Below are 24,368 nucleotides of genomic sequence, written 5' to 3' on the forward strand. Positions count from 1 at the left end.
TGCTCCTCATACCGCGACCGCGCGGCGCTGGACGAAACGGTCGACATATTCGTCGGCCGGGTTGTGGAGGATCTGTTGGGGGGTGCCTACCTGGATCAGACGGCCGTCCTTGAGGATGGCGATGCGGTTGCCGATGCGCACGGCTTCGTCGAGGTCATGGGTGATGAAAACGATGGTTTTGTGCAGGGTCTTCTGCAGTTCCAGCAACTGGTCCTGCATTTCGGCACGGATCAGCGGGTCCAGGGCACTGAAGGCCTCGTCCATCAGGATGATGTCGGTGTCAGCCGCCAACGCCCGGGCCAGGCCGACGCGCTGGCGCATGCCGCCAGACAGCTGGTGCGGGTACTTCTTCTCGTAGCCTTTGAGGCCCACCGTCTCGATCCACTGCTGGGCACGCTCGGCACACAACTGCTTGCTCTCGCCACGCACCTTCAGGCCATAGGCGACGTTGTCCAGCACGTTGCGGTGCGGCAGCAGGCCGAAGCTCTGGAACACCATGCTGATCTTGCGCCGGCGGAATTCGCGCAGGGCCTCCATGTCGTACTGCAGGATGTCCTCGCCATCCACCAGGATCTGCCCACTGGTGGGGTCGATCAGGCGGTTGAAGTGGCGCACCAGGGTCGACTTGCCCGACCCGGAAAGGCCCATGATGACGAAGATTTCGCCGCTGCCGATGGACAGCGACAAGTCGTTGACCCCGACCACGCAGCCAGTCTGCGCCAGCACCTGCTCCTTGCCCTGCTGGTTGCGGATAAGCTGCAGAGCCTCTTCGGCGCGATCGCCGAAGATCTTGAAGACGTTCTTCACTTCGATCTTGCTGATCGGCTGCGTGCTCATTTGCTCACCTCATGGCGTGGCCGGCCATAGGCCTGGGTAATGCGGTCGATCACCACCGCGAGAATAACGATGGCCAGGCCCGCTTCGAGACCACGGCCGACGTTGAGGGTCTGGATGCCCACCAGCACGTCCTCGCCCAGGCCACGGGCACCGATCATCGAGGCGATCACCACCATCGACAGGGCCATCATGGTGGTCTGGTTGATACCCGCCATGATGCTGGGCAGGGCCAGGGGCAGTTGCACGCCGAACAACTGCTGCCAGCGGTTGGCGCCAAAGGCGTTGATCGCCTCCATCACCTCGCCGTCTACCTGGCGAATGCCCAGGTCGGTCAGGCGGATCAGCGGCGGCGCGGCATAGATCACGGTGGCGAAGATCGCCGGCACCTTGCCCAGGCCGAACAGCATCAGCACCGGGATCAGATAAACGAAGCTGGGCATCGTCTGCATGATGTCCAGCAACGGCATCAGCACCGCGCGCAGGCGGTTGCTGCGCGCCGACAGGATGCCCAGGGGGATGCCCACCAGCACCGAGATCAGCGTGGCTACCAGCATCAGTGCCAGGGTCTGCATCAGTTTGTCCCACAGGCCCACGGCGCCGACCAGGAACAACAGGCCAGTGATTACCAGGGTCGGCAGGAGGCGTCGTGTCGCGTGCCAGGCGATCAGCGCTACCACACCGAGCATCAGCCACCACGGGGTGGCGCGCAACAGCCCTTCGAGGCTGACGATAGCCCACAACAGGGTGTCGGAGATGTGCCGGAACACATCGCCGTAATTGGTCACCAGCGCATCGACCCAACCGTTGACCCAGTCGGCGATGGAGAATGTCAGGTTGTCAGGAAACATAGGTCCCACTCATCAGCTGAGGACGCTTAAAGCGCCGCGTTGATTTTCTTGGCAGCCTCTTCGCTGACCCAGGCCTGCCAGACTTCAGGATGTTCCTTGAGGAACAGCTTGGCCAGTGCCGGCGATTCGATTCTTTCCTTGGTCATGCGCGCCAGGTTCTGGTTCAGCAGGTCGATAGGCAGGTTGACCTTCTCCAGCACCGCGACCAGTTCAGGGGCTTGCTCGTGGAAGGCCCTGGACAGGCCAACCTTGATCGAGACGGTCTTGTCCACACCGTCTTTTTCCTGCAGCTTGACCAGGTCGACCTGGCCCATCAGCGGGGTTGGGGTCCAGTAGTAGAACAGGATCGGTTCGCCGCGCTTGTAGCTCGACAGTACTGCAGCATCCAGCGCCGGGCCGGTGCCGGGGCGGAAGTTGGTGTAGCTGCTTTCCAGGCCGTATTCCTTGAGCATCTTGGTGTTGTCCAGCTCGCAGGTCCACCCGGCCGGGCAGTTGTAGAAGCGCCCCTTGCTGGGCTCTTCCTGGTCTTTGAACACACTGGCGTACTTGCTCAGGTCTGCCACGCTCTTGAGCTCAGGCGCCTTGGCCTCGAGCTTGCGCTTGGCATCGCCCTCGATCACGTAGCGGGGCACGTACCAGCCCTCCTGCGCGCCCACGACCGGGGCGCCGACGCCGACCACCTTGCCGGCGGCTTCGGCCTTCTTCCATACCTCGCTGCGGCCGACCCACTCTTCGGCGAAAACTTGAATGTCATTGGTGCCCAGGGCGTTCTCCATGGTGATGGAGTTGCCGGGCAGGCTATCGGTGGTGCAGCCGTAGCCATTCTTCAGCACAAATTGCATCACATCGGTCAGCAGCATGCCGCTTTCCCAGTTCAGTCCGGCGAACTTCACCGGTTTGCCAGACTCGCACCAGCCAGCCGCCTGGCTGCTGCCGGCAAAGCCGAGCAGGCCAAGGGTGAACAGCGAGGCAAGCAAGGTCTTATTGGTTTTCATTGCGTGACGCTCCCAAACTTGAAAGTGGAAATCGGCAGTCCTTGCAAGGAAAAGGGCCGATCAGGGGGCGCTTCGCGGCCCTATCGCTGGCAAGCCAGCGCCCACATGTACCGCGTTGAACCCTGTGGGCGCCGGCTTGCCGGCGATAGGGCTGCGCCGCAGCCCCAGGGCCTATCAGCCAGTAATCATCGGCAGATTCAACCCCTGCTCTTTGGCGCAATCAATCGCAATCTGATAACCCGCATCGGCATGACGCATCACCCCGGTGGCCGGGTCGTTGGTCAGCACCCGGGCGATACGCTCGGCCGCTTCATCGGTGCCGTCGCACACGATCACCATGCCAGAATGCTGCGAGAAGCCCATGCCGACGCCGCCGCCATGGTGCAAGGACACCCAGGTAGCACCGCTGGCGGTGTTGAGCAGGGCGTTGAGCAGTGGCCAGTCGGACACGGCATCCGAACCGTCCTGCATGGCTTCGGTTTCACGGTTGGGGCTGGACACTGAACCGGAGTCCAGGTGGTCGCGGCCGATCACGATCGGTGCCGACAGCTCACCGCTGCGCACCATCTCGTTGAACGCCAGGCCCAGCTTGGCACGCAGGCCCAGGCCAACCCAGCAGATACGTGCCGGCAGCCCCTGGAAGCTGATGCGCTCGCGGGCCATGTCCAGCCAGCGGTGCAGGTGAGCGTCGTCAGGGATCAATTCCTTGACCTTCGCGTCGGTCTTGTAGATGTCTTCGGCGTTGCCCGACAGCGCAGCCCAGCGGAACGGGCCGATGCCGCGGCAGAACAGCGGGCGGATGTAGGCTGGGACAAAGCCTGGGAAGTCGAAGGCATTGGCCACGCCTTCTTCCTTGGCCATCTGCCGGATGTTGTTGCCGTAGTCGAAAGTCGGCACACCTTGTTTCTGGAAGTCCAGCATGGCCTGCACGTGCACGGCCATGGACTGCTTGGCCGCCTTGACCACGGCAGCCGGCTCGGTCTGGGCGCGGTCACGGTACTGCTCCCAGCTCCAGCCAGCCGGCAGGTAGCCGTTGAGCGGGTCGTGGGCGCTGGTCTGGTCGGTGACCATGTCGGGGCGCACGCCACGCTTGACCAGCTCGGGGAGGATTTCGGCGGCGTTGCCGTGCAGGGCGATGGAGATGGCCTTGCCTTCGGCGGTGTACTTGGCAATGCGCGCCAGGGCGTCGTCGAGGTCGGTGGCTTGCTCGTCGACATAACGGGTTTCAAGACGGAAGTCGATGCGGCTCTGCTGGCATTCGATGTTCAGCGAGCAGGCACCGGCCAAGGTCGCGGCCAGTGGCTGGGCTCCCCCCATGCCACCGAGGCCGGCAGTCAGTACCCACTTGCCTTTCAGGCTACCACCGTAGTGCTGGCGCCCAGCCTCCACGAAGGTTTCGTAGGTGCCCTGGACGATGCCCTGGCTGCCGATGTAGATCCAGCTGCCGGCGGTCATCTGGCCGTACATGGCCAGCCCCTTGGCGTCCAGCTCGTTGAAGTGTTCCCAGTTGGCCCAGTGCGGCACCAGGTTGGAGTTGGCGATCAGCACACGCGGGGCGTTGGCGTGGGTCTTGAACACGCCGACCGGCTTGCCCGACTGCACCAGCAGGGTTTCATCGTCATTGAGCTGGGTGAGCGATTCAACGATCTTGTCGTAGCAGGCCCAGTTGCGCGCAGCCCGGCCGATACCGCCATACACCACCAGCTCTTTTGGGTTCTCGGCAACCTGCGGGTCGAGGTTGTTCATCAGCATGCGCAGTGGCGCTTCGGTCAGCCAGCTTTTGGCCGTCAGCTTGTTGCCACGCGGGGCGCGGATCTCGACGTCACGGAATTTGTTCAGCTTGTTGTCAGTCACGAAAAGTGCTCCTCGAGCGATCTATCCAAACCCGACGCGATCGGCGGGCCAGTGGTGCGGTCTCTACAGCGCGAAAGGGACGGCCTATCCACTTTCACGCACTTGGCTTTACTTGTACATACAAGCATATGCAATTGAATTGCCAAGTCGCCATCCAGGCTGCAACCCGCGCCAGGCGGAGGCCTTGCAGACCACGCAAAACAAGGGATAGAGGAGGAGGAAAAAAATTGCGGAGCGCTTAGCGCGGCGAATGACAGGCGGGACAGCATTGCGCCATCTTGGGGCATTCGGTAACAGGGTGCTCCATCAGGAAGCGTTACCGGGTAACTCTCATGGCGGCTTTAGCGGCCCGTTCAGGGGTAAACCGCAAACGGGCCGGTAGCACCATCAGCAAAGCTGAGACAGTTCAATGACGCAGCAGCGGCCCAGCACATCCACTTCCAGCAAACGGTCGTTACCGCCCACCTGCAAGCAGTCATACAGCCCAAGCGCCGGCTGCACCAGGCCATCTATACGCACCTGCAGCTCGGCCTGGGCACTGAACACCAGCACGCTACTGGCAGCAGTGAACAACCGGCTACCGCCGTTGAACCACTGCAACCGCGCCCGGTAACGCGCGGGCGCATAGATCAGGTTGAAATCGCGGATCGCGCCACCGAGCAAGGTGCAGCTCACCTGGCTTTCGCCACTGAACGCATAGGCGTCGAACGGCAGCAGCGGCCGGCTGGGTTCACCGTCCACTGTCAGGCGCATGCCATCCCCCTGCAACACGGTAATGATGCGTTGGTAACCGGCAAAGCTAGAGAAGCCACCCGACGCTTCAATATCGGCAATCGACAGGCGCCAGCCAAAACCCTCCAGCCCATCGCCGGCGTCACGGGTGATTTCTTCGGTGAAACCACCGCCGTTCTTCCACGGCATGCGTGGGTAGTCTTTGGCGCGCAACCACTGCAACTGGCTCATTTGCTGAAACGTCCTTCCAGGCGATGACGGGAACCGGGGTGAATCAACCGCGCAGCGGTAACAGGTTGGCGACCGGACCAGGTGCGACGGCGGATCAACAGGCACGGTTCGCCACCCTCGATCTGCAGCAATTGGCACTCATCGGCCTCGGCCAGAATCGCTTCGACCACATGCTCACCCTCGGTCAGCGGTGCCACCTGGGACAGGTAGGCATAGGGCGTTTGCCGGGTGAAATCCTGCTTGAGGTAGTCCGGGGCGATCTGTGCGTTGACATAGCGGTCTTCAATCTGCACCGGGAGGCCGTTTTCGTAGTGCACAATCAACGAATGGAACACCCGCTGGCCTTCGCGCATATCCAGGGCCAGGGCACGTTCAGACCCGGCCGCTTCCTCGGCGAGGGTGATGACCTTGCAACTATGCTGATGGCCACGGGCGGCAATCTCGTCGGCAATGTTATTCACCTCGAACAGCGCCGAACGCGTCTTGGGTTCGGCCACGAACGTACCGACGCCCTGCATGCGCACCAGCAACCCTTCGGCAGTAAGCTCGCGCAATGCGCGGTTGATGGTCATGCGGCTGAAGCCCAGCTCGCTGACCAGTTCGCTTTCCGAAGGCACCCGGTGGTGTGGCGGCCAGCTGCCGTTTTCGATCTGCTGGATGATCATCTGCTTGACCCGGGCATACAACGGCGCCGGGCCCTCGCCCATCTGGGCTACCAGCGCGGAGACAGGAGGTGTCGGCACGGCGTTTGGTCCTTGTGCGAATTGATTGAGCGGTAGCTTGCCGGAGTTTACCCGGCAGGCAAACGGCTGTATATGTATATACAAGTTGAACACTAACAGGATAGCGCAAATGCCCGCCTATTTCGCCGAACGTGCCCTGCTACCCAGCGGTTGGGCCGACCATGTCCGCTTTGAGGTAGCCGCCGATGGCCACCTGACCGCCATTGACGCCGGTGCCAGCGCAGAGGGCGCCGAGCGCCTCCAAGGGCCCGTGCTGCCTGGCATGCCCAACCTGCATTCGCATGCGTTTCAACGCGCCATGGCAGGCCTGGCGGAAGTGGCGGGCAACCCAAATGACAGCTTCTGGACCTGGCGGGAGCTGATGTATCGGCTGGTGGGCAAGATCAGCCCCGAGCAGCTGCAAGTCATTGCCCGGCAGCTGTACATCGAGATGCTCAAGGCAGGCTACACCTCGGTGGCCGAATTCCACTATGTACACCATGACCAGGCGGGCAAGCCCTACGCCGACCCTGCCGAGCTGTCACGCCGCATCAGCGCTGCGGCAGCCAGCAGCGGCATTGGCCTGACACTCCTGCCAGTGCTGTACAGCCACGCAGGTTTTGGCGGCCAGGCCCCCAACGAAGGGCAACGCCGTTTCATCAACTCCACCGAGCGGTACCTGAGTCTGCAAGCGCAACTTGCCCCCCTGCTGGCTGCACAACCGGCACAGCAACTGGGCCTGTGCTTCCACTCCCTGCGGGCGGTCACGCCGGGGCAGATTGCCGAGGTACTGGCAGCGGGCAACCCACAATGCCCGATCCACATCCATATCGCCGAACAGCAGAAGGAAGTCGACGACTGCCTCGCCTGGAGCGGCCTGCGCCCTCTGCAATGGCTGTATGAGCATGTGCCGGTAGATTCGCGCTGGTGCCTGGTGCATGCCACCCACGCGCAGCCCGACGAGGTCGCGGCCATGGCCCGCAGCGGCGCCGTGGCCGGGCTGTGCCTGACCACGGAGGCCAACCTGGGCGACGGTATTTTCCCGGCCGTGGATTACCTGACCCAGGGCGGGCGCATGGGTATCGGTTCAGACAGCCATGTTTCGCTGAGCGTGGTCGAGGAGCTGCGCTGGCTGGAATACGGGCAGCGTCTGCGTGACCAACGGCGCAACCGGCTCTACCGTGAAGACCAGCCGATGGTCGGACGCACGTTGTATGACGCAGCCTTGGTGGGCGGCGCTCAGGCGCTTGGACAACCGGTTGGTGAACTGGCGGTGGGCAAACGTGCCGATTGGCTGGTGCTCGATGGGCAGGACCCGTATATCGCCATGGCGACCGGGGATGCGATTCTCAACCGCTGGCTGTTCGCCGGTGGCGATCGCCAGGTGCGCGATGTGATGGTCAACGGGCAGTGGGTAGTGCGCCAGGGGCGGCATGCGCAGGAAGAGGAAAGCGGGCTGGCGTTTATCCAGGTGCTGCGGCAGTTGCTCGGCTGACGGATTGCTTTGTCACTGCCCTGTCGCCGGCACGCCGGCGCGGGCAGTGACAAACGGCCTCAATGCATCTGGACGATCTGCTTGTCCGCCGCCCGCCAGATCAGCCGACTGGTGTCATAGCCCTGCTGCCGCGCCTTGGACAGCAAACTCTCGCGCTCCCAAGCCGGCAGGCTCGGCGTACGCGACAGGATCCACAGGTACTTACGATCCGGGCTGCCGACCACTGCGGTGCGATAGCGCTCATCCACGTAGAGAATCCAGTATTCCCCTTTGGTCAAACCGGGCACCAGGCGGGTGAACCAGTTGTCGAACTCTACCCACAACTTGTCGGTATGCCCCGCCTCCTGAATGTTGGCATGGCCTTCTGCACGCAGCCACTCATCGCCCAGGGTGCGGCAGCGGTTGAGCACACCGTACGAACCGTCGGGCTTGAGGTTGTAATGGGCCTCGGACTGGGCGCAATCGCTCTGGTAAGGCATCGGCAGGCGCGCCAGCTCGAACCATTTGCCCTGATAGCGCTTGAGGTCGACATTGCCCGCCGTCTTCGGTGCCAGCGGGTCGTTGGCCGAGGTGGCGCAGCCACCTAACAGCATCACCAGGCACAACCCCAACAGCAGCTGCAGACGCCTCATTTGAGGCCCTGCCCTGAGTACATCAGTACCTTGTCTGCTGCGTATTGCACGCTGATGAAGCGCTTCTCGTCCCCCCAGGTGCAACTGCTCATGCCCAGCGCGCCGGAGCATTCGGTAGGCGTGCCGAGCAGTTGCTCGACTTCGGCCTTGTTCATCCCGGCCTTGAGCTTGGAGTAGTTTTCCTGATTGATCTTGCTGCACGCAGTCAGGACGACGCACAAGGACAACAGGGCGAGGGAACGCAACGACATGAAGGGACACTCCTGGAAGGTGGACACAGGCGAGTGGCCTGCAGGGACCTTCGACGGGAAAAACGGTCCCTGGTTCCCTCACACACCCCCTTTCGTTCTACACCGTTGGTCGGCAGGCAGGAGGCGGCAGGTTTTTTGCGAGTAAAGCAAAGGGGGCCGCATTGCGGCCCCCTCGTCTTTCAGAATCTGGACCCTGGTTCAAGCAGGAAGTCCATCTCTTCACTGGTGCTAGGCCGCTCCAGCAGCAGGTTGCGATGCGGGAAGCGGCCGAATCGGGCGATCACCCGCTGGTGCTGCTGGGCATAGTCGAGGAACCCCTCGAACAGCCGACGATTGGCCTCCGGTTGCTCATCGAGCAGCACCTGATAACGCTCGACGCACAGGTTCTGCCAGTCCAGCACCTCAGCATGCTCCAGCACCAGCAGCACGAATACCCGCTGGATCGGCAGCAGTTGGTAATCCCAGCCTTTTTGCAGGCCCTGCATGGCCACCACCTGGGCACGCCGGTCACCCTCGAAAGCGCGCGGCGTGTCGCGGTAGATCATGCGTGGCAGCTGGTCGAGCAAGAGCAGCAGGCCGAGCCAGCCCTGCGGGCTCTGCTGCCATTCGTCCAGCCCACCCGCCAGGGCATGCTCGACCAGGTCGCCGAACAGCGCCTGGGCGTCAGCATCGTGATGCTTGCCGAACCACAGCGTGCTCTTCTCGTCAGCCACGGCCTGGGGACTGGCTCCCCAACCGAACCACCATTCCAGCAACGGCTGCCAAGGTGCGAGCATGACTTACTCCTTGTGGTAGGCGGTAACGCGCTCGACCTCTTCCTTCGAGCCGAGAATGACCGACACACGCTGGTGCAGGCTTTCTGGCTGGATGTCGAGGATGCGATCGTAACCGTTGGTGGACGCGCCGCCGGCCTGTTCGATGATGAACGACATCGGGTTGGCTTCGTACATCAGGCGCAGTTTGCCCGGCTTGCTCGGTTCACGAGCGTCGCGCGGGTACATGAACAGACCGCCACGGGTCAGGATACGGTGCACGTCGGCCACCATCGAGGCGATCCAGCGCATGTTGTAGTTCTTCTTCAGCGGGCCGGTCTCACCAGCCAGCAATTCGCCCACGTAGCGCTGTACCGGGGCTTCCCAGTGACGCTGGTTGGACATGTTGATGGCGAACTCAGCAGTGGTTTCCGGTACGCGAATGTTTTCGTGGGTAAGTACGAAGCTGCCCAGTTCGCGGTCGAGGGTGAAACCCTTGACGCCATTACCCAGGGTCAGGATCAGCATGGTCTGCGGGCCGTAGATGGCATAACCGGCGGCAACTTGCTGAGTACCTGGCTGCAGGAAGGCGTTTTCGTTGAGGGTTTCGTTCTGGCTCAGGTATTCGTTAGGGCAACGCAGTACCGAGAAGATGGTACCGACCGAGACGTTGACGTCGATGTTCGACGAGCCATCCAGCGGGTCGAAGACCAACAGGTAAGCACCTTTCGGGTATTTGCCCGGGATCTGGTAGGCGTTGTCCATTTCTTCGGACGCCATGCCGGCCAGGTGGCCGCCCCACTCGTTGGCTTCAAGCAGAATGTCGTTGGAAATCACGTCCAGCTTCTTCTGCACTTCGCCCTGCACGTTTTCGGTGCCCATGCTGCCCAGCACGCCGCCAAGGGCGCCCTTGGACACGTGGTGGCTGATTTCCTTGCACGCACGCGCCACCACTTCGATCAGGAAGCGCAGATCGGCAGGGGTATTGTTGCTGCGGGTCTGCTCAATCAGATAGCGACTCAGGGTAACGCGGGACATGTATGGCTCCGAACGGATTGGGGGAGAAAAACCCCCGCAGTTTACAGTGAGAGTTGAATGCTAGCGAGCAAAGAGACTCGCTGGGCAGTCAGACGGCACATTATGTCGGTAGTTCAGCGTTGGCTGCTTTTGCAGTCCATTCGCGGGTCAAGCCCGCTCCCACACAAGGTAACGGAGATCCTGTGGGAGCGGGCTTGACCCGCGAATGGGCCGCCACGCGGCCCCAGCACTCACTCCAGCGCCTTCCAGATATCGGTCGCGTACTCGCGAATGGTCCGGTCCGAAGAGAACCAGCCCATCCGTGCCGTGTTCAGCACTGCAACGCGCCACCACTCCTGCGGTGTATGCCACAGCTCCTCGACGCGCCGCTGGGCATCCCAGTAGGCATCAAAATCGGCGCAGACCAGGAAGCGGTCGTAGGCCACCAGCCCGTCAATCAGCCCGACATAGCGCCCAGGATCATCCGGCGAGAACACACCACTGCGGATCGCCTGCAGTACATCGTTCAAGCGGTTGGAGGCGGCTATCGCGGCACTGGCACCAAAGTCGCCGGCACGCTTGCGCGCCTCGACCTGCTGCGCAGTCAAACCGAAGATGAACATGTTGTCGGCGCCCACCTGCTCGCACATCTCCACATTGGCACCGTCCAGGGTACCGATGGTCAAGGCGCCATTGAGCCCGAACTTCATGTTGCTGGTGCCGGACGCCTCGTAACCGGCCGTGGAAATCTGCTCTGACAGGTCCGCGGCCGGGATGATGCTTTCCGCCAGGCTGACGTTGTAGTTGGGCAGGAACACCACCTTGAGCAGGCCGCGCACGGTAGGGTCATTGTTGACCACACGGGCGATATCGTTGGCCAACTTGATGATCAGCTTGGCCTGGTGGTAGCTGGCAGCAGCCTTGCCGGCGAAGATCTTCACCCTTGGCACCCAGTTGGTACCCGGGTCGTTACGGATGGCCTGGTACAGCGCCACGGTGTGCAGCAGGTTGAGCAACTGGCGCTTGTACTCGTGGATGCGCTTTACCTGCACATCGAACATCGCCTCTGGGTCGACCGTAACCCCCAGGCGGTCCTGGATGATGCTGGCCAGGGCGCGCTTGCTGTGCAGGCGCTGGGCGGCGAACTGCTTACGGAAACTGGCCTTGTCGGCGAAGGGCACCAGGTTGGCCAGCAGCCCCTCGGGGTCGTCCAGCAGCTCCGGCCCCAGGGCCTCGACCAGCATCGTCGTCAACTGTGGGTTGGACTGGTAGAGCCAGCGGCGGAAGGTAATGCCGTTGGTCTTGTTGTTGATGCGCTGGGGGTAAAGCTTGTGCAGCTCGGCGAACACCGTGCTCTTCATCAGTTTGCTGTGCAGCGCCGACACCCCGTTGACGCTGTGGGAGCCAAGAAACGCCAGGTTGCCCATGCGCACCCGGCGGCCGTTGTCCTCCTCGATCAGCGACACCGCCCGCAGCACGTCGAAGTCGTGCAGGCCTTTGGCGCGCAGTGCGTCGATATGGTACGCGTTGATCAGGTAGATGATCTGCATGTGCCGCGGCAGCATGCGCTCCATCAGTGCCACGGGCCAGGTTTCCAGAGCCTCGGGCAGTAAGGTGTGGTTGGTGTAGGCCAAGGTACCGACGGTCAGCTCCCAGGCTTTGTCCCATGGAATTTCATGTTGGTCGACCAACAGCCGCATGAGTTCGGCCACGGCAATCGACGGGTGGGTATCGTTGAGCTGGATAGCTGCCGCATCCGGCAGGTTGAGCAGGTCTTTATGCATGTTCAGGTGGCGGCGCAGCAAGTCTTGCAGCGAAGCGGAGACAAAGAAGTATTCCTGGCGCAGGCGCAACTCCTGCCCGGCCTCGGTGCTGTCGGCCGGGTAAAGCACCCGCGAGATGCTTTCAGCCCGCGCCACTTCCGCCACCGCACCCAGATGATCACCGGCATTGAAGCGCTCCAGGTGCAGCTCCTCCAGAGCTCGCGCACGCCAAAGGCGCAAGGTGTTGACACTGGCACCGCGCCAACCGACCACCGGCGTGTCGTAGGCGACCGCCCGCACGGTTTCGCCCGGCCACCAGACCTGGCGCTGTTGGCCATGGACGTCGAGCACCGTTTCGACGCTGCCGCCGAAACTGATCGGGTAGATCACCTCGGCACGCTCGAACTCCCAGGGGTTACCGAAGTCCAGCCAATTCTCGGTCTGTTCCTGCTGCCAGCCATCGACCATGGCCTGGCGGAACAGCCCGTGTTCATAACGGATGCCATAACCATGGGCAGCAATCCCCAGGGTCGACATGCTCTCCATGAAGCAGGCCGCCAGACGGCCAAGACCGCCATTGCCCAAGGCTGCATCAGGCTCGAGCAGGCGGATGCGCTCGAGGTCCACGTCCAGCCCTTCCAGCGCATCGCGGGCGATGTCCAGCAGGCCGAGGTTGCTCAGGCTGTCATAGAGCAGGCGCCCGATGAGAAACTCCAGGGAGAGGTAATACACACGCTTCTGGCTGCGCCGGTACGACTGACGGGTGTGATCCATCCAGTGATCGACCATGTGATCACGGGCGGCCAGGGCAATGGCTTCGAACCAGTCGTGGTCGAAGGCGTGCTCCGGGTCCTTACCGACCGCATAGGTCAGTTTATCCAGTACAGCGGCGCGAAATTCGGCCACCTCGGCGTCACGTGCTTTAGGTTCCTGGGACATGCGGCATCCTCGGGCAAGTTGACGAAAGCGCAGGGAGAGTGTTGAGACTAGACCCTTCGACAGGGAGTGACAGCCACGGTTCGCAGTTTTCATGCCCGCTTTGCCAATCCGGCAAAAGGTTGTTCACAAATTGAGCAACTCCGGTATGATCGCGCGCCCCAAGACCGTGATCCAGCCCCCTATATAACGATGAAAACGACCCTGATTGCCGCGGCCGAAGTCGACCGCCTGGAAACTTGGCAGCGCTATGCCAGCCACATGTGCGGTGGCTGCCATTCGACCTGTTGCACGCTGCCCGTTGAAGTGAAGATCAAAGACCTGATCCGCATTGGCGTGGTGGACGAGTTCGAGAAGGACGAACCCCCGAAGAACATCGCCAAACGCCTGCAGAAAGACGGCATCATCGAGCGCTTCAACCAGAAGTCGGGGATCTTCACCCTGACCCGCATGAGCAATGACGATTGCCTCTATCTGGATCGTAAGAGCCGGCTGTGCACCATTTATGACAAGCGCCCGGATACCTGCCGGAACCATCCGAAGGTCGGGCCGCGGCCGGGGTATTGTGCCTACAAACCGAAGGCTACCGTTCGCTGATTCAAGTGCCCTTGAGCTCTTACAGGCACTCGCCCCTCTCAGGATCGGTGCAGGACCTGTAGGAGCTGACTTGCCAGCGATGAGGAGCTTGGGTGACCGGTTTTTCCACCCTGCGTACAGTTGCCGCCTCTACGTGTGGAAACGTTGGTGGCAGTTCCTTAGATCTCACCTACGCCATTGGCAATAACCTCGTTCCCCTGGACCAGGTTGTGGTCAACATCACCCATTACCTGACGATCCATTGATGTTCGACGCTTCGCGGGGCAAGCCCGCTCCCACAAGGACGGCACAGCTTGCGAACCCCTGTGGGAGCGGGCTTGTCCCGCGAACACCGGCGCAGCCGGTGCCATCCATCGCAGTAGTCAGGGAAATGGACCGATGACAGAAAACGATAAAACAACGCCAGGCAAAACCTTTTTCTACCAAGGCGAAGCCCATGACCAGCCGCTGTTCCAGATAGCCGCCGGCATCCCGTGCCAGAACGCCCGTGAACAAGCCTCTGAACTGATGGGCTATGTACGCGACATGACGCTTACCGGCGTGATGGAAAACGACCAGCAACTGATCTGGGCTTCGCACTACCTGAGTGCATTGGCCAAGGCGCTGTTGGACGATGCCGAGTTGGGCATGATGCGCTGAGCCCGCCTCTGGACCGGTGATTAGGTGCAGCCGCGAAACACAGCCGCTTCCTACAGCCACTTTTCACAAAGCAAACAAAAACGCCCCCGGCCTTTCGACCGGGGGCGTTTTCATTCAGCCTGAGCTAACTCAGTTCTTGGCTTTCTTGGCAGCGCGGGTACGCTCGCCTTCGTCCAGGATCTTCTTGCGCAGACGGATCGACTTCGGCGTGACTTCGCACAGCTCGTCGTCCTGGATGAACTCCAGGGCCTGCTCGAGGGTGTGGCGAACTGGCGGTACCAGGGCGATGACTTCGTCTTTGCCCGAAGCACGCATGTTGTCGAGCTTCTTGCCTTTGGTCGGGTTCACGCCCAGGTCGTTGTCGCGGCTGTTCAGGCCGATGATCTGACCGTTGTAGATCTCCTGGCCGTGTTCAACGAACAGCTTGCCACGTGCCTGCAGGGTTTCCAGCGAGTAGGTCAGTGCCTTGCCGGTCTCGACCGAAACCAGTACGCCGTTGAGGCGGCCGGACATCTGGCCCGACTTCATGGTGTCGTAGCGATCGAAGATCGAGGTCAGGATGCCTGCACCGTTGGTCAGGGTCAGGAACTGGTTACGGAAACCGATCAGGCCACGGGCTGGAATGTTGTACTCCAGGCGAACACGGCCCTTGCCATCCGGAACCATGTTGGTCAGGTCGCCCTTACGCAGGCCCATCTCTTCCATGACCTTGCCCTGGGATTCTTCAGGGATGTCGATAGTGACGTTCTCGAACGGTTCCTGCTTCACGCCGTCGACTTCACGGATGATCACTTCAGGACGGCCTACGGCCATCTCGAAGCCTTCACGGCGCATGGTTTCGATCAGAACAGACAGGTGCAGCTCACCACGGCCCGATACCTTGAACTTGTCAGGGGAGTCGGTTTCCTGAACGCGCAGGGCCACGTTGTACAGCAGCTCCTTGTCCAGGCGATCCTTGATGTTACGGCTGGTGACGAACTTGCCTTCCTTACCGCAGAACGGCGAGTCGTTGACCTGGAAGGTCATCGAAACGGTCGGCTCGTCAACGGTCAGCGGCTTCATCGCTTCTACCGCGTCCGGGGCGCACAGGGTGTCGGAGATGAACAGCTCGTCGAAACCGCTGATGCAGACGATGTCGCCAGCCTGGGCTTCTTCGACGTCGACGCGGTGCAGGCCGTGGTGGCCCATCAGCTTCAGGATACGACCGTTACGCTTCTTGCCATTGGTGTCGATGGCGACAACCGGGGTGTTCGGCTTGACGCGGCCACGGGCGATACGGCCAACGCCGATAACGCCGAGGAAGCTGTTGTAGTCCAGCGCGGAGATCTGCATCTGGAACGAACCGTCACGGTCAACGTCCGGCGCCGGTACGTTGTCGACGATCGACTGGTACAGGGCGGTCATGTCTTCGCCCATGGCGGTGTGGTCCAGACCGGCAATACCGTTCAGCGCCGAGGCGTAGACGACTTTGAAGTCCAGCTGTTCGTCGGTGGCACCGAGGTTGTCGAACAGGTCGAAGATCTGGTCCAGAACCCAGTCAGGACGCGCGCCCGGACGGTCGACCTTGTTGATCACGACGATCGGCTTCAGGCCGGCTTCGAAAGCCTTCTTGGTCACGAAGCGGGTTTGCGGCATCGGGCCGTCCTGGGCGTCGACCAGCAGCAGCACGGAGTCGACCATCGACATTACACGTTCAACCTCGCCACCGAAGTCGGCGTGGCCGGGGGTGTCGACGATGTTGATGTGGTAGCCGTTCCAGTTGATGGCGGTGTTCTTCGCCAGAATGGTAATGCCGCGCTCTTTTTCCTGGTCGTTGGAGTCCATCACGCGCTCGTCGTTGAGCTCGTTACGCTCCAGGGTGCCGGACTGGCGCAGGAGTTTGTCGACCAGGGTGGTTTTACCATGGTCAACGTGGGCGATGATGGCGATGTTACGCAGATTTTCGATCACAACTGTATCTCGATCAGAGGATTCGGTTGCCGCCAGTCTAGGCGGCCAATATGAAGTTAAAAGCTCAGCGGGCCCGGCGGTCGGGAGGGCGATGGCGGATGCTGCCGCCATACAGCCCTGGCGTCTTATGTCGGACGATAAACACGCACATTGGCATGTCCCTCACTGAGCAGGTGGTGTGCGTGCAAACGGCTCATCACACCTTTGTCGCAATACAGCAGGTACTGGCGAGTTTCATCCAGCTGCTTGAACTTGCTGTTGATCGCATAGAACGGCATGACCTGGACCTCAACGCCCTCGATCACCAGGGGCTCGTCCTCCTGGGCATCGGGGTGACGGATGTCGATGACGATCTGCCCAGGCAGGGCTTCGTGCACTTCCTCGATTTCCACGTCCTTGCCCAACTCGTCGATCACATGGTCGATCGAAATGAACTTGGCACGCTCCAGGGCACGCTCCAGCACGGCCATGTCGAACTGTTTCTCTTCATGCTCCATGCGGTGGCGCTTGGCGTGGGTGGTCGGGTTAACCGAGATCACGCCACAGTACTCAGGCATGTGCTTGGCGAAGTCGGCCGTGCCGATTTCGGTTGCCTGGTCGATGATGTCCTGCTTGTGGGTGGCCAGCAGCGGGCGCAGCACCAGCTTTTCAGTCGCCGAATCGATGATCGACAGGTTCGGCAGGGTCTGGCTGGAAACCTGGGAAATAGCCTCGCCGGTGACCAGCGCGTCGATCTGCAGGCGGTCGGCCATGCGTGCAGCCGCGCGCAGCATCATGCGCTTGAGCGTAACGCCCATGTAACTGTTGTCGACTTTGTTGAGAATCTCGCCGACCACTTCTTCGAACGGCACGCTGATGAACAGCACGCGCTGGCTGCTGCCGTACTTTTTCCACAGGTAGTGCGCCACTTCCATCACTCCCAACTCGTGGGCGCGGCCACCGAGATTGAAGAAGCAGAAGTGGGTCATCAGGCCACGACGCATCATCTGATAGGCCGCCACGGTGGAGTCAAAGCCGCCAGACATCAGTACCAGGGTCTGCTCGAGCGCGCCCAGCGGATAGCCGCCGATACCCTGATGCTGATTGTGGATCACGTACAGGCGCTGATCGCGGATCTCGATGCGCACCAGGATCTCTGGGGTCTTCAGGTCGATACCGGCGGCGCCGCACTGCTGGCGCAACTGGCTGCCGACGTAGCGGTCGACATCCATCGAGGTGAAGTCATGGTGCCCACCCCGCTTGCAACGCACGGCAAAGCGCTTGCCGGCCAGCAAGTGGCCGAAGTGGTGTTTGCACTTGGCGACGATATCGTCGAAATCACCCAGCGGGTATTGCTCGACCTGCAGGAAATGGGTGATACCCGGGGTGCAGGTGAGGCGCTCGATCATTTCACGCTGGACCTTCTCGTCCTCGACGCGGGTGACCACTTCGAGATTGTCCCAGACACCATCAACCACGAGCTCCGGATCGAGGTCCTTGAGCACGTTGCGGATGTTCTTGCCGAGCTGGCGAATGAAGCGCTTGCGCACCGGCCGGCTTTTGATGGTGATCTCTGGGAAGACTTTGACGATAAGTTTCATTGGTTTAACAGCGCGCGCAGGGCCTGCCGAAAATGAGGGGCGCGAATTATATCGGAAATTGCTCAGGATTTGACCAACTTTTGTACAGAAGGTTGGATTTATATTGGCCGCACCGGCCCATCGCCGGTAAGTCGGCGCCCGCAAGGCAACCCAGCGGTGCGGGACCGGCAGGCAGACGGCAAGGCCCTTAAAGGAAGCACAGATCCTTCACGACGCACCTTTATGGTGCAGATGACTTTGATGCCGCCTCTAAAGGGTGCACTTTTGCCCAGTGACCCTAACGCAAACACCCGCAAACGCCCCCTTTTACCCCGCCCTCGCCATTTTCGGGCACTGGCATGCAAATTGCTCCCTTGTGAGGCAGGTAAGCTTGGCCGACTATCCGCGCCCGGCGACACCCTTTTTCCAGGGCAGCGGCCAACTGCGCCCTCGACCATCCGGAGGACAACATGTCGAAGTCGGTTCAACTCATCAAAGATCATGACGTCAAGTGGATTGATCTGCGTTTCACGGACACCAAAGGCATTCAGCATCACGTGACCATGCCAGCGCGTGATGCTCTGGACGAAGACTTCTTCGAAGTCGGCAAGATGTTCGACGGCTCCTCCATCGCTGGCTGGAAAGGTATCGAAGCCTCCGACATGATCCTGATGCCGGTCGACGAAACTGCCGTCCTGGACCCGTTCACCGAAGAACCGACCCTGATCCTCACCTGCGACATCGTCGACCCGTCGAGCATGCAAGGCTACGATCGTGACCCACGCGGGATCGCCAAGCGCGCCGAAGAGTACCTGAAGAGCACCGGCATCGGTGACACCGTATTCGCTGGCCCAGAGCCAGAATTCTTCATCTTCGACGAAGTGAAGTTCCAGTCGGACATTTCCGGCTCGATGTTCAAGATCTTCTCCGAGCAAGGCTCGTGGATGACCGGCGCTGACGTGGAAGGCGGCAACAAAGGCCACCGTCCTGGCGTGAAAGGCGGCTACTTCCCAGTTCCGCCGTTCGACCACGACCACGAAATCCGTACTGCCATGTGCAACGCTCTGGAAGAGATGGGCCAGACCGTTGAAGTTCACCACCACGAGGTGGCGACTGCCGGTCAGAACGAAATCGGCGTCAAGTTCAACACCCTGGTGAAGAAAGCGGACGAAGTACAGGCCCTGAAATACGTCGTGCACAACGTTGCCGACGCTTACGGCCGTACCGCCACCTTCATGCCGAAGCCACTCTACGGCGACAACGGCTCGGGCATGCACGTGCACATGTCGATCTGGAAAGACGGCAAGAACACCTTCGCAGGCGAAGGCTACGCCGGCCTGTCCGACACCGCCCTGTACTTCATCGGCGGTATCATCAAGCACGGCAAGGCCCTGAACGGCTTCACCAACCCGTCGACCAACTCCTACAAGCGTCTGGTCCCAGGCTTCGAAGCCCCGGTAATGCTGGCCTACTCGGCTCGCAACCGTTCCGCCTCGATCCGCATTCCTTACGTCGGCAGCCCGAAGGCCCGCCGTATCGAAGCGCGTTTCCCGGACCCATCGGCCAACCCATACCTGGCCTTCGCGGCCCTGTTGATGGCTGGCCTGGACGGCATCCAGAACAAGATCCACCCAGGCGATGCTGCCGACAAGAACCTGTATGACTTGCCGCCTGAAGAGGCCAAAGACATCCCGCAAGTTTGCGGCAGCCTGAAAGAAGCTCTGGAAGAGCTGGATAAAGGCCGTGCGTTCCTGACCAAGGGCGGCGTGTTCTCCGACGACTTCATCGATGCCTTCATCGAACTGAAGAGCGAAGAAGAGATCAAGGTCCGCACCTTCGTGCACCCACTGGAATACGAGCTGTACTACAGCTGCTGATCTGATCGGCGCCTCGCGCCGATTGCATCACCCCAAACGGCCTTCTTCGGAAGGCCGTTTTTGTTTTTACGCACGTTCAATTCAGACGTCGCCTACAACCAGAGCCTGCTCCCCTGCCCAACAATCGGATCTCCTCGCATCAAGGAGATCACCATGCGCCTCGCCCCAGTTACCCTCGCGCTCACGCTCGGCCTGCTCGGCTGCCAGAATGCCTCACCACCACAAACTGAGTTCGCCCCCTTACTGTCGCGCATCGAGCAGCGACTGGACCTCGCCAGCGCCGTCGCGGGCCACAAGTGGGACCACCAACTCCCTGTACAAGCGACCGATCGTGAACACCAGGTATTGGCTCAGGTCCGCGAAGCCGCACCCCACTTCGGCCTCAGCCCTGGCCGCGCCACTGCTTTTTTCGATGACCAGATCGAAGCCAGCAAACTCATCCAGTACAGCCTGCTGAACCGTTGGGCCGCCCGGGGCAAACGCCCCGCCACTACAGCGCTGGACCTTGCCGACGACATTCGCCCGCGCCTTGACGAGCTCCAGGCCACACTGCTTTTCGAACTGGCTCGTTTCGACCAACAACCGCTGGCACAGTGCCGGAAAAAACTCGCGCAGGCCCTGGCAAGGCGTAGCGACGAACCTGTACGCCATCAGGCACTGGTTCGCGCCACAGCAAACCTGTGCGCGGCACGCTAAGCATGCCAATGCTCTATATTGGTGCGTAATAAACCCCCGCGACCCGCAAAGAGGCCCAAAACAGGTCACGTGAAACGGTAAAGCCGAATATTCTGGCCCGTTTGAGCGCAATTTCAGGTCTTTATCAAGGAATCCCGCTTCTTTTCGGAGCCTTGGTTTGTTTCTTGCATTTTCCTGGCATCAGCGGATCCATAGCGCGCTCGCCCTTGGTTCGACCAAGGGCATGCCAGCGCCAAAAGAGGTCAACGACGCCTTATGACCATCAGCGATGCACAGCACCGTCTGCTTCTGGACAACCTGACCACGGCCACGCTTCTGCTCAACGCAGAACTGCGCCTTGAATACATGAACCCGGCAGCAGAAATGCTTCTGGCCGTCAGCGGGCAGCGCAGCCATGGGCAGTTCATCAGCGAGCTGTTCACCGAATCGACCGAGGCGCTCAATTCCCTGCGTCAGGCCGTCGAACAGGCGCACCCGTTCACCAAGCGTGAAGCCCAGCTGACCTCGCTGACCGGGCAAACCATCACCGTCGACTACGCCGTGACGCCGATCCTGCACCAGGGCGACACCTTACTGCTGCTGGAGGTGCACCCCCGTGACCGCCTGCTGCGCATCACTAAGGAAGAGGCCCAGCTGAGCAAGCAGGAAACCACCAAGATGTTGGTGCGCGGCCTGGCCCACGAAATAAAGAACCCGCTCGGCGGCATTCGTGGCGCGGCGCAGCTGCTGGCCCGCGAGTTGCCCGAAGACGGCCTGCGCGACTACACCAACGTGATCATCGAAGAGGCCGACCGCCTGCGTAACCTGGTCGACCGGATGCTCGGCTCCAACAAGCTGCCCTCCCTGGCCATGACCAACATCCACGAGGTGCTGGAGCGGGTCTGCAGCCTGGTCGAGGCAGAAAGCCAGGGCTGCATCACCTTGGTGCGCGATTACGACCCGAGCCTGCCGGATGTACTGATCGACCGCGAGCAGATGATCCAGGCCGTGCTGAACATCGTGCGCAACGCCATGCAGGCGATCAGCTCGCAGAACGAACTGCGCCTTGGCCGCATCACCCTGCGCAGCCGCGCGATGCGCCAGTTCACCATTGGCCATGTGCGCCACCGCCTGGTGGCCCGTGTCGAGATCATCGACAACGGCCCGGGCATTCCCAGTGAACTGCAGGACACCCTCTTCTATCCCATGGTCAGCGGCCGCCCGGACGGTACCGGGCTAGGTCTGGCCATCACCCAGAACATCATCAGCCAGCACCAGGGCCTGATCGAGTGTGAAAGCCACGCAGGGCACACCGCCTTCTCGATCTTCCTGCCTCTGGAACAAGGAGCCACCCCTCATGAGCCGAAGTGAAACCGTATGGATCGTCGACGATGATCGCTCCATCCGCTGGGTCCTGGAAAAAGCCCTGCAACAGGAAGGCATGACCACCCAGAGCTTCGACAGCGCCGATGGCGTGATGGGTCGTCTGGCTCGACAGCAGCCGGATGTGATCATTTCCGACATTCGCATGCCCGGCGCCAGCGGCCTGGACCTGTTGGCACAGATCCGCGAACAGCACCCGCGCCTGCCAGTCATCATCATGACGGCCCATTCCGACCTGGACAGTGCCGTAGCCTCCTACCAGGGGGGCGCCTTCGAGTACCTGCCCAAACCATTCGACGTGGACGAAGCGGTATCGCTGGTCAAGCGGGCCAACCAGCACGCCCAGGAGCAACAAGGCCTCGATGTGCCTCAGGTCCTGGCCCGCACACCGGAAATCATCGGCGAAGCGCCGGCGATGCAGGAGGTGTTCCGCGCCATCGGTCGCCTCAGCCACTCCAACATCACGGTGTTGATCAACGGTGAATCGGGTACCGGTAAAGAGTTGGTCGCCCACGCCCTGCACCGCCACAGCCCGCGCGCGGCTTCGCCGTTCATTGCCCTGAACATGGCGGCCATTCCCAAGGACTTGATGGAGTCCGAACTGTTCGGGCATGAGAAAGGCGCTTTCACCGGTGCGGCGAACCTGCGGCGCGGGCGCTTCGAACAGGCTGACGGCGGCACACTGTTCCTCGACGAAATCGGCGACATGCCAGCGGACACTCAGACCCGCTTACTGCGCGTGCTCGCCGATGGTGAGTTCTATCGGGTGGGCGGCCATGTGCCAGTAAAAGTCGATGTGCGCATCATCGCCGCGACTCACCAGAATCTCGAATCACTCGTACAGGCGGGCAAGTTCCGCGAAGACTTGTTCCACCGCCTGAATGTAATCCGTATCCATATCCCACGCCTGGCGGATCGTCGCGAAGATATCCCCGCCCTGGCCCGGCACTTCCTGGGCCGTGCTGCACAGGAGCTGGCCGTCGAGCCAAAGCTGCTGAAGCCGGAAACCGAAGAGTTCATCCGCAACCTGCCCTGGCCCGGCAATGTGCGTCAGCTGGAGAACACCTGCCGCTGGATTACCGTGATGGCCTCCAGCCGCGAAGTGCTGATCGGCGATTTGCCGCCCGAGCTGCTCAACCTGCCGCACGATACCGTGCCCGTGACCAATTGGGAGCAGGCCCTGCGCCAATGGGCCGATCAGGCGCTGGCACGCGGGCAGTCTAACTTGCTCGACAGCGCCGTACCCAGCTTTGAACGGATCATGATCGAGACGGCGCTCAAGCATACCGCCGGGCGGCGTCGCGATGCAGCGGTGCTGCTCGGCTGGGGGCGCAATACCCTGACCCGCAAGATCAAGGAGCTGGGGATGAATGTGGATGGCGGGGATGATGATGAAGGTGAAGACCACTGACACTCACGTGAACCCGTAAGACGTTTGGGGCTGCTTTGCAGCCCTCTTCATTTCAGCTTCATGCACCGAAGCTGTGCCCGCCGCACCGCCCCAAGGCACAACCCCCCCTCGAAACACAGCCAGATAGCCCTGCCCCCCCCTGTTTCCGGGCATTTTCAAAACTGGCACGCCACCTGCAATAAGCACTGTATCTCCAGTTTCGGGGGCCTCGGTACATGCAGGCCGGGTGAACCCCTCTTTTATTCGCAGCCACTCCCGCTTTTGGGGGACCTCGGTACAGGCAGGCCGGGACATCCCCTCTTTTATTCGTGCAGCCTCACCTGCACCCGCCAGCGCCCAGCGTCCTCTGCACCGGTCCACTCGCCGTGCAGGGGGCGCGCAGCGATCACGGTCAGCAACAAGCCTTCCTCGCTTTTCTGCAAGCGCCAACCCACGGGCTTGCCTTGCAGGCTCAGTTGCCCGCGCTGGGCCTTGCCCTCGGCCTCGAACAGTAACGCTACCGTTCCTTCAACGTTCTCGCCATGCAGCCTGGGCTCGTCGCTGAACCACAGGTCCAACCCATCCTGCACCACCTCCACCTGCTCTAGCACACGCTCTTCGGGCGCGGTCAAGCGGCCGATCATCAGGCCGACCATAAGCCCGACGATGGCCAGTGAAAGTAACACCCGCGGGAAGGCCTTCGAACGCAAGTCGGGTTCGGGGGTAGAATGCCCGTCATCTTCATGCCTGGAGCCGTGCATGTTTCACGTCATCCTTTTTCAACCTGAAATTCCGCCGAATACCGGCAACATCATTCGCCTCTGCGCCAACAGCGGTTGCGACCTGCACCTGATCGAGCCGATCAGCTTCGAGCTGGACGACAAACGGCTGCGCCGCGCAGGGCTGGACTACCATGAGTATGCCACGCTCAAGCGCCACGAAAGCCTGGCCGGATGCCTGGACAGCCTCGGCAACCCGCGGTTGTTCGCCTTTACCACCAAAGGTTCGCACCCCTTCCATGAGGTGGCCTACCAACCGGGCGATGCTTTCCTGTTCGGCCCGGAGAGCCGTGGCCTGCCAGCCGACGTGCTCGACAGCCTGCCGGCCGAACAGCGCCTGCGCCTGCCAATGCGACCGGGCTGCCGCAGCCTGAACCTGTCCAATACCGTGGCGGTGACGGTGTATGAAGCGTGGCGCCAGCAGGGGTTTGCCGGTAGCTGATGCAGACAACCA

At 61.4% G+C, this 24,368-nt stretch carries 22 protein-coding genes; 8 read left to right on the forward strand and 14 right to left on the reverse strand.

The annotated features are described in order from the left end of the window. Window positions 1-6: 6 nt before the first annotated feature. The 6 genes from APH34_RS06510 to hutC form a co-directional block, all read right to left on the reverse strand. Window positions 7-837 carry a glycine betaine/L-proline ABC transporter ATP-binding protein gene (locus APH34_RS06510; RefSeq protein WP_054900358.1) on the reverse strand — a complete coding sequence of 277 codons (831 nt, stop codon included), beginning with the start codon at window positions 835-837 and terminating at the stop codon, window positions 7-9. Next, a complete protein-coding gene (locus tag APH34_RS06515; protein WP_054900359.1) occupies window positions 834-1,685 on the reverse strand; it encodes a proline/glycine betaine ABC transporter permease in 852 nt (283 codons plus the stop codon). The genes APH34_RS06510 and APH34_RS06515 overlap by 4 nt, the downstream gene beginning before the upstream one ends. Window positions 1,686-1,711: 26 nt before the next feature. Then, a complete protein-coding gene (locus APH34_RS06520; protein WP_054900360.1) occupies window positions 1,712-2,680 on the reverse strand; it encodes an ABC transporter substrate-binding protein in 969 nt (322 codons plus the stop codon). 174 nt (window positions 2,681-2,854) lie between these two features. Beyond that, window positions 2,855-4,534, reverse strand: a complete 1,680-nt coding sequence (gene hutU, locus APH34_RS06525; RefSeq protein WP_054900361.1) for a urocanate hydratase — start codon at window positions 4,532-4,534, stop codon at window positions 2,855-2,857. Between the two features lie 387 nt (window positions 4,535-4,921). Then, a complete protein-coding gene (locus APH34_RS06530) occupies window positions 4,922-5,497 on the reverse strand; it encodes a HutD family protein (RefSeq protein WP_054900362.1) in 576 nt (191 codons plus the stop codon). After that, on the reverse strand, window positions 5,494-6,204 hold the full coding sequence (gene hutC, locus APH34_RS06535) for a histidine utilization repressor (protein ID WP_176512605.1): 711 nt from the start codon (window positions 6,202-6,204) through the stop codon (window positions 5,494-5,496). The genes APH34_RS06530 and hutC overlap by 4 nt, the downstream gene beginning before the upstream one ends. A 145-nt stretch (window positions 6,205-6,349) precedes the next feature. On the opposite strand from hutC, the gene APH34_RS06540 reads away from it, so the two are divergent. Then, a complete protein-coding gene (locus APH34_RS06540) occupies window positions 6,350-7,714 on the forward strand; it encodes a formimidoylglutamate deiminase (RefSeq protein WP_054900364.1) in 1,365 nt (454 codons plus the stop codon). Window positions 7,715-7,773: 59 nt separating this feature from the next. Here the strand turns inward: APH34_RS06540 and APH34_RS06545 are convergent, their stop codons facing one another. The 5 genes from APH34_RS06545 to APH34_RS06565 form a co-directional block, all read right to left on the reverse strand. Beyond that, window positions 7,774-8,346, reverse strand: a complete 573-nt coding sequence (locus tag APH34_RS06545; protein WP_054900365.1) for a lipocalin family protein — start codon at window positions 8,344-8,346, stop codon at window positions 7,774-7,776. Further along, the gene (gene bamE / locus APH34_RS06550) at window positions 8,343-8,597 is read right to left on the reverse strand and encodes an outer membrane protein assembly factor BamE (protein WP_054900366.1); all 255 of its coding nucleotides are present in this window, start codon (window positions 8,595-8,597) and stop codon (window positions 8,343-8,345) included. The genes APH34_RS06545 and bamE overlap by 4 nt, the downstream gene beginning before the upstream one ends. A 179-nt stretch (window positions 8,598-8,776) precedes the next feature. Further along, window positions 8,777-9,373 (reverse strand): DUF924 family protein, encoded by a 597-nt coding sequence (locus APH34_RS06555; RefSeq protein ID WP_054900367.1) that lies wholly within the window; start codon window positions 9,371-9,373, stop codon window positions 8,777-8,779. 3 nt (window positions 9,374-9,376) lie between these two features. Continuing rightward, on the reverse strand, window positions 9,377-10,387 hold the full coding sequence (locus tag APH34_RS06560) for a class 1 fructose-bisphosphatase (protein ID WP_054900368.1): 1,011 nt from the start codon (window positions 10,385-10,387) through the stop codon (window positions 9,377-9,379). A 230-nt stretch (window positions 10,388-10,617) separates the two neighbouring features. Beyond that, window positions 10,618-13,068, reverse strand: a complete 2,451-nt coding sequence (locus APH34_RS06565; protein ID WP_054900369.1) for a glycogen/starch/alpha-glucan phosphorylase — start codon at window positions 13,066-13,068, stop codon at window positions 10,618-10,620. 189 nt (window positions 13,069-13,257) lie between these two features. On the opposite strand from APH34_RS06565, the gene APH34_RS06570 reads away from it, so the two are divergent. Both APH34_RS06570 and APH34_RS06575 read left to right on the forward strand, forming a co-directional pair. Further along, window positions 13,258-13,662, forward strand: a complete 405-nt coding sequence (locus tag APH34_RS06570; protein ID WP_054900370.1) for a YkgJ family cysteine cluster protein — start codon at window positions 13,258-13,260, stop codon at window positions 13,660-13,662. Between the two features lie 378 nt (window positions 13,663-14,040). Further along, on the forward strand, window positions 14,041-14,301 hold the full coding sequence (locus tag APH34_RS06575; RefSeq protein ID WP_054900371.1) for a DUF3077 domain-containing protein: 261 nt from the start codon (window positions 14,041-14,043) through the stop codon (window positions 14,299-14,301). A 129-nt stretch (window positions 14,302-14,430) separates the two neighbouring features. On the opposite strand, the gene typA is transcribed toward APH34_RS06575, so the two are convergent. Beyond that, window positions 14,431-16,251 carry a translational GTPase TypA gene (typA, locus tag APH34_RS06580; protein WP_027921032.1) on the reverse strand — a complete coding sequence of 607 codons (1,821 nt, stop codon included), beginning with the start codon at window positions 16,249-16,251 and terminating at the stop codon, window positions 14,431-14,433. A 125-nt stretch (window positions 16,252-16,376) separates the two neighbouring features. Continuing rightward, window positions 16,377-17,831, reverse strand: coding sequence for a tRNA uracil 4-sulfurtransferase ThiI (gene thiI, locus APH34_RS06585; RefSeq protein ID WP_054900372.1), 1,455 nt, complete (start codon window positions 17,829-17,831; stop codon window positions 16,377-16,379). Window positions 17,832-18,280: 449 nt separating this feature from the next. Between thiI and glnA the strand changes: the two genes are divergently transcribed. From glnA to ntrC, 4 genes are all read left to right on the forward strand, one after another. After that, window positions 18,281-19,687, forward strand: coding sequence for a type I glutamate--ammonia ligase (glnA, locus tag APH34_RS06590; protein ID WP_054900373.1), 1,407 nt, complete (start codon window positions 18,281-18,283; stop codon window positions 19,685-19,687). Between the two features lie 153 nt (window positions 19,688-19,840). Next, complete coding sequence (locus APH34_RS06595; protein ID WP_054900374.1) at window positions 19,841-20,383, forward strand: chorismate mutase; 543 nt, start codon at window positions 19,841-19,843, stop codon at window positions 20,381-20,383. Between the two features lie 255 nt (window positions 20,384-20,638). Continuing rightward, a complete protein-coding gene (glnL, locus tag APH34_RS06600; protein WP_054900375.1) occupies window positions 20,639-21,733 on the forward strand; it encodes a nitrogen regulation protein NR(II) in 1,095 nt (364 codons plus the stop codon). Then, the gene (gene ntrC, locus APH34_RS06605; RefSeq protein ID WP_054900376.1) at window positions 21,720-23,156 is read left to right on the forward strand and encodes a nitrogen regulation protein NR(I); all 1,437 of its coding nucleotides are present in this window, start codon (window positions 21,720-21,722) and stop codon (window positions 23,154-23,156) included. The genes glnL and ntrC overlap by 14 nt, the downstream gene beginning before the upstream one ends. Window positions 23,157-23,458: 302 nt before the next feature. On the opposite strand, the gene APH34_RS06610 is transcribed toward ntrC, so the two are convergent. Further along, the gene (locus APH34_RS06610; RefSeq protein ID WP_054900377.1) at window positions 23,459-23,896 is read right to left on the reverse strand and encodes a hypothetical protein; all 438 of its coding nucleotides are present in this window, start codon (window positions 23,894-23,896) and stop codon (window positions 23,459-23,461) included. On the opposite strand from APH34_RS06610, the gene trmL reads away from it, so the two are divergent. Then, complete coding sequence (gene trmL / locus APH34_RS06615; RefSeq protein ID WP_054900378.1) at window positions 23,895-24,356, forward strand: tRNA (uridine(34)/cytosine(34)/5-carboxymethylaminomethyluridine(34)-2'-O)-methyltransferase TrmL; 462 nt, start codon at window positions 23,895-23,897, stop codon at window positions 24,354-24,356. The genes APH34_RS06610 and trmL overlap by 2 nt on opposite strands. The last annotated feature ends 12 nt before the right edge of the window (window positions 24,357-24,368 follow it).

It is taken from the genome of Pseudomonas sp. NBRC 111131 (assembly GCF_001320525.1).
In the GTDB taxonomy this organism is placed as follows: domain Bacteria; phylum Pseudomonadota; class Gammaproteobacteria; order Pseudomonadales; family Pseudomonadaceae; genus Aquipseudomonas; species Aquipseudomonas ceruminis.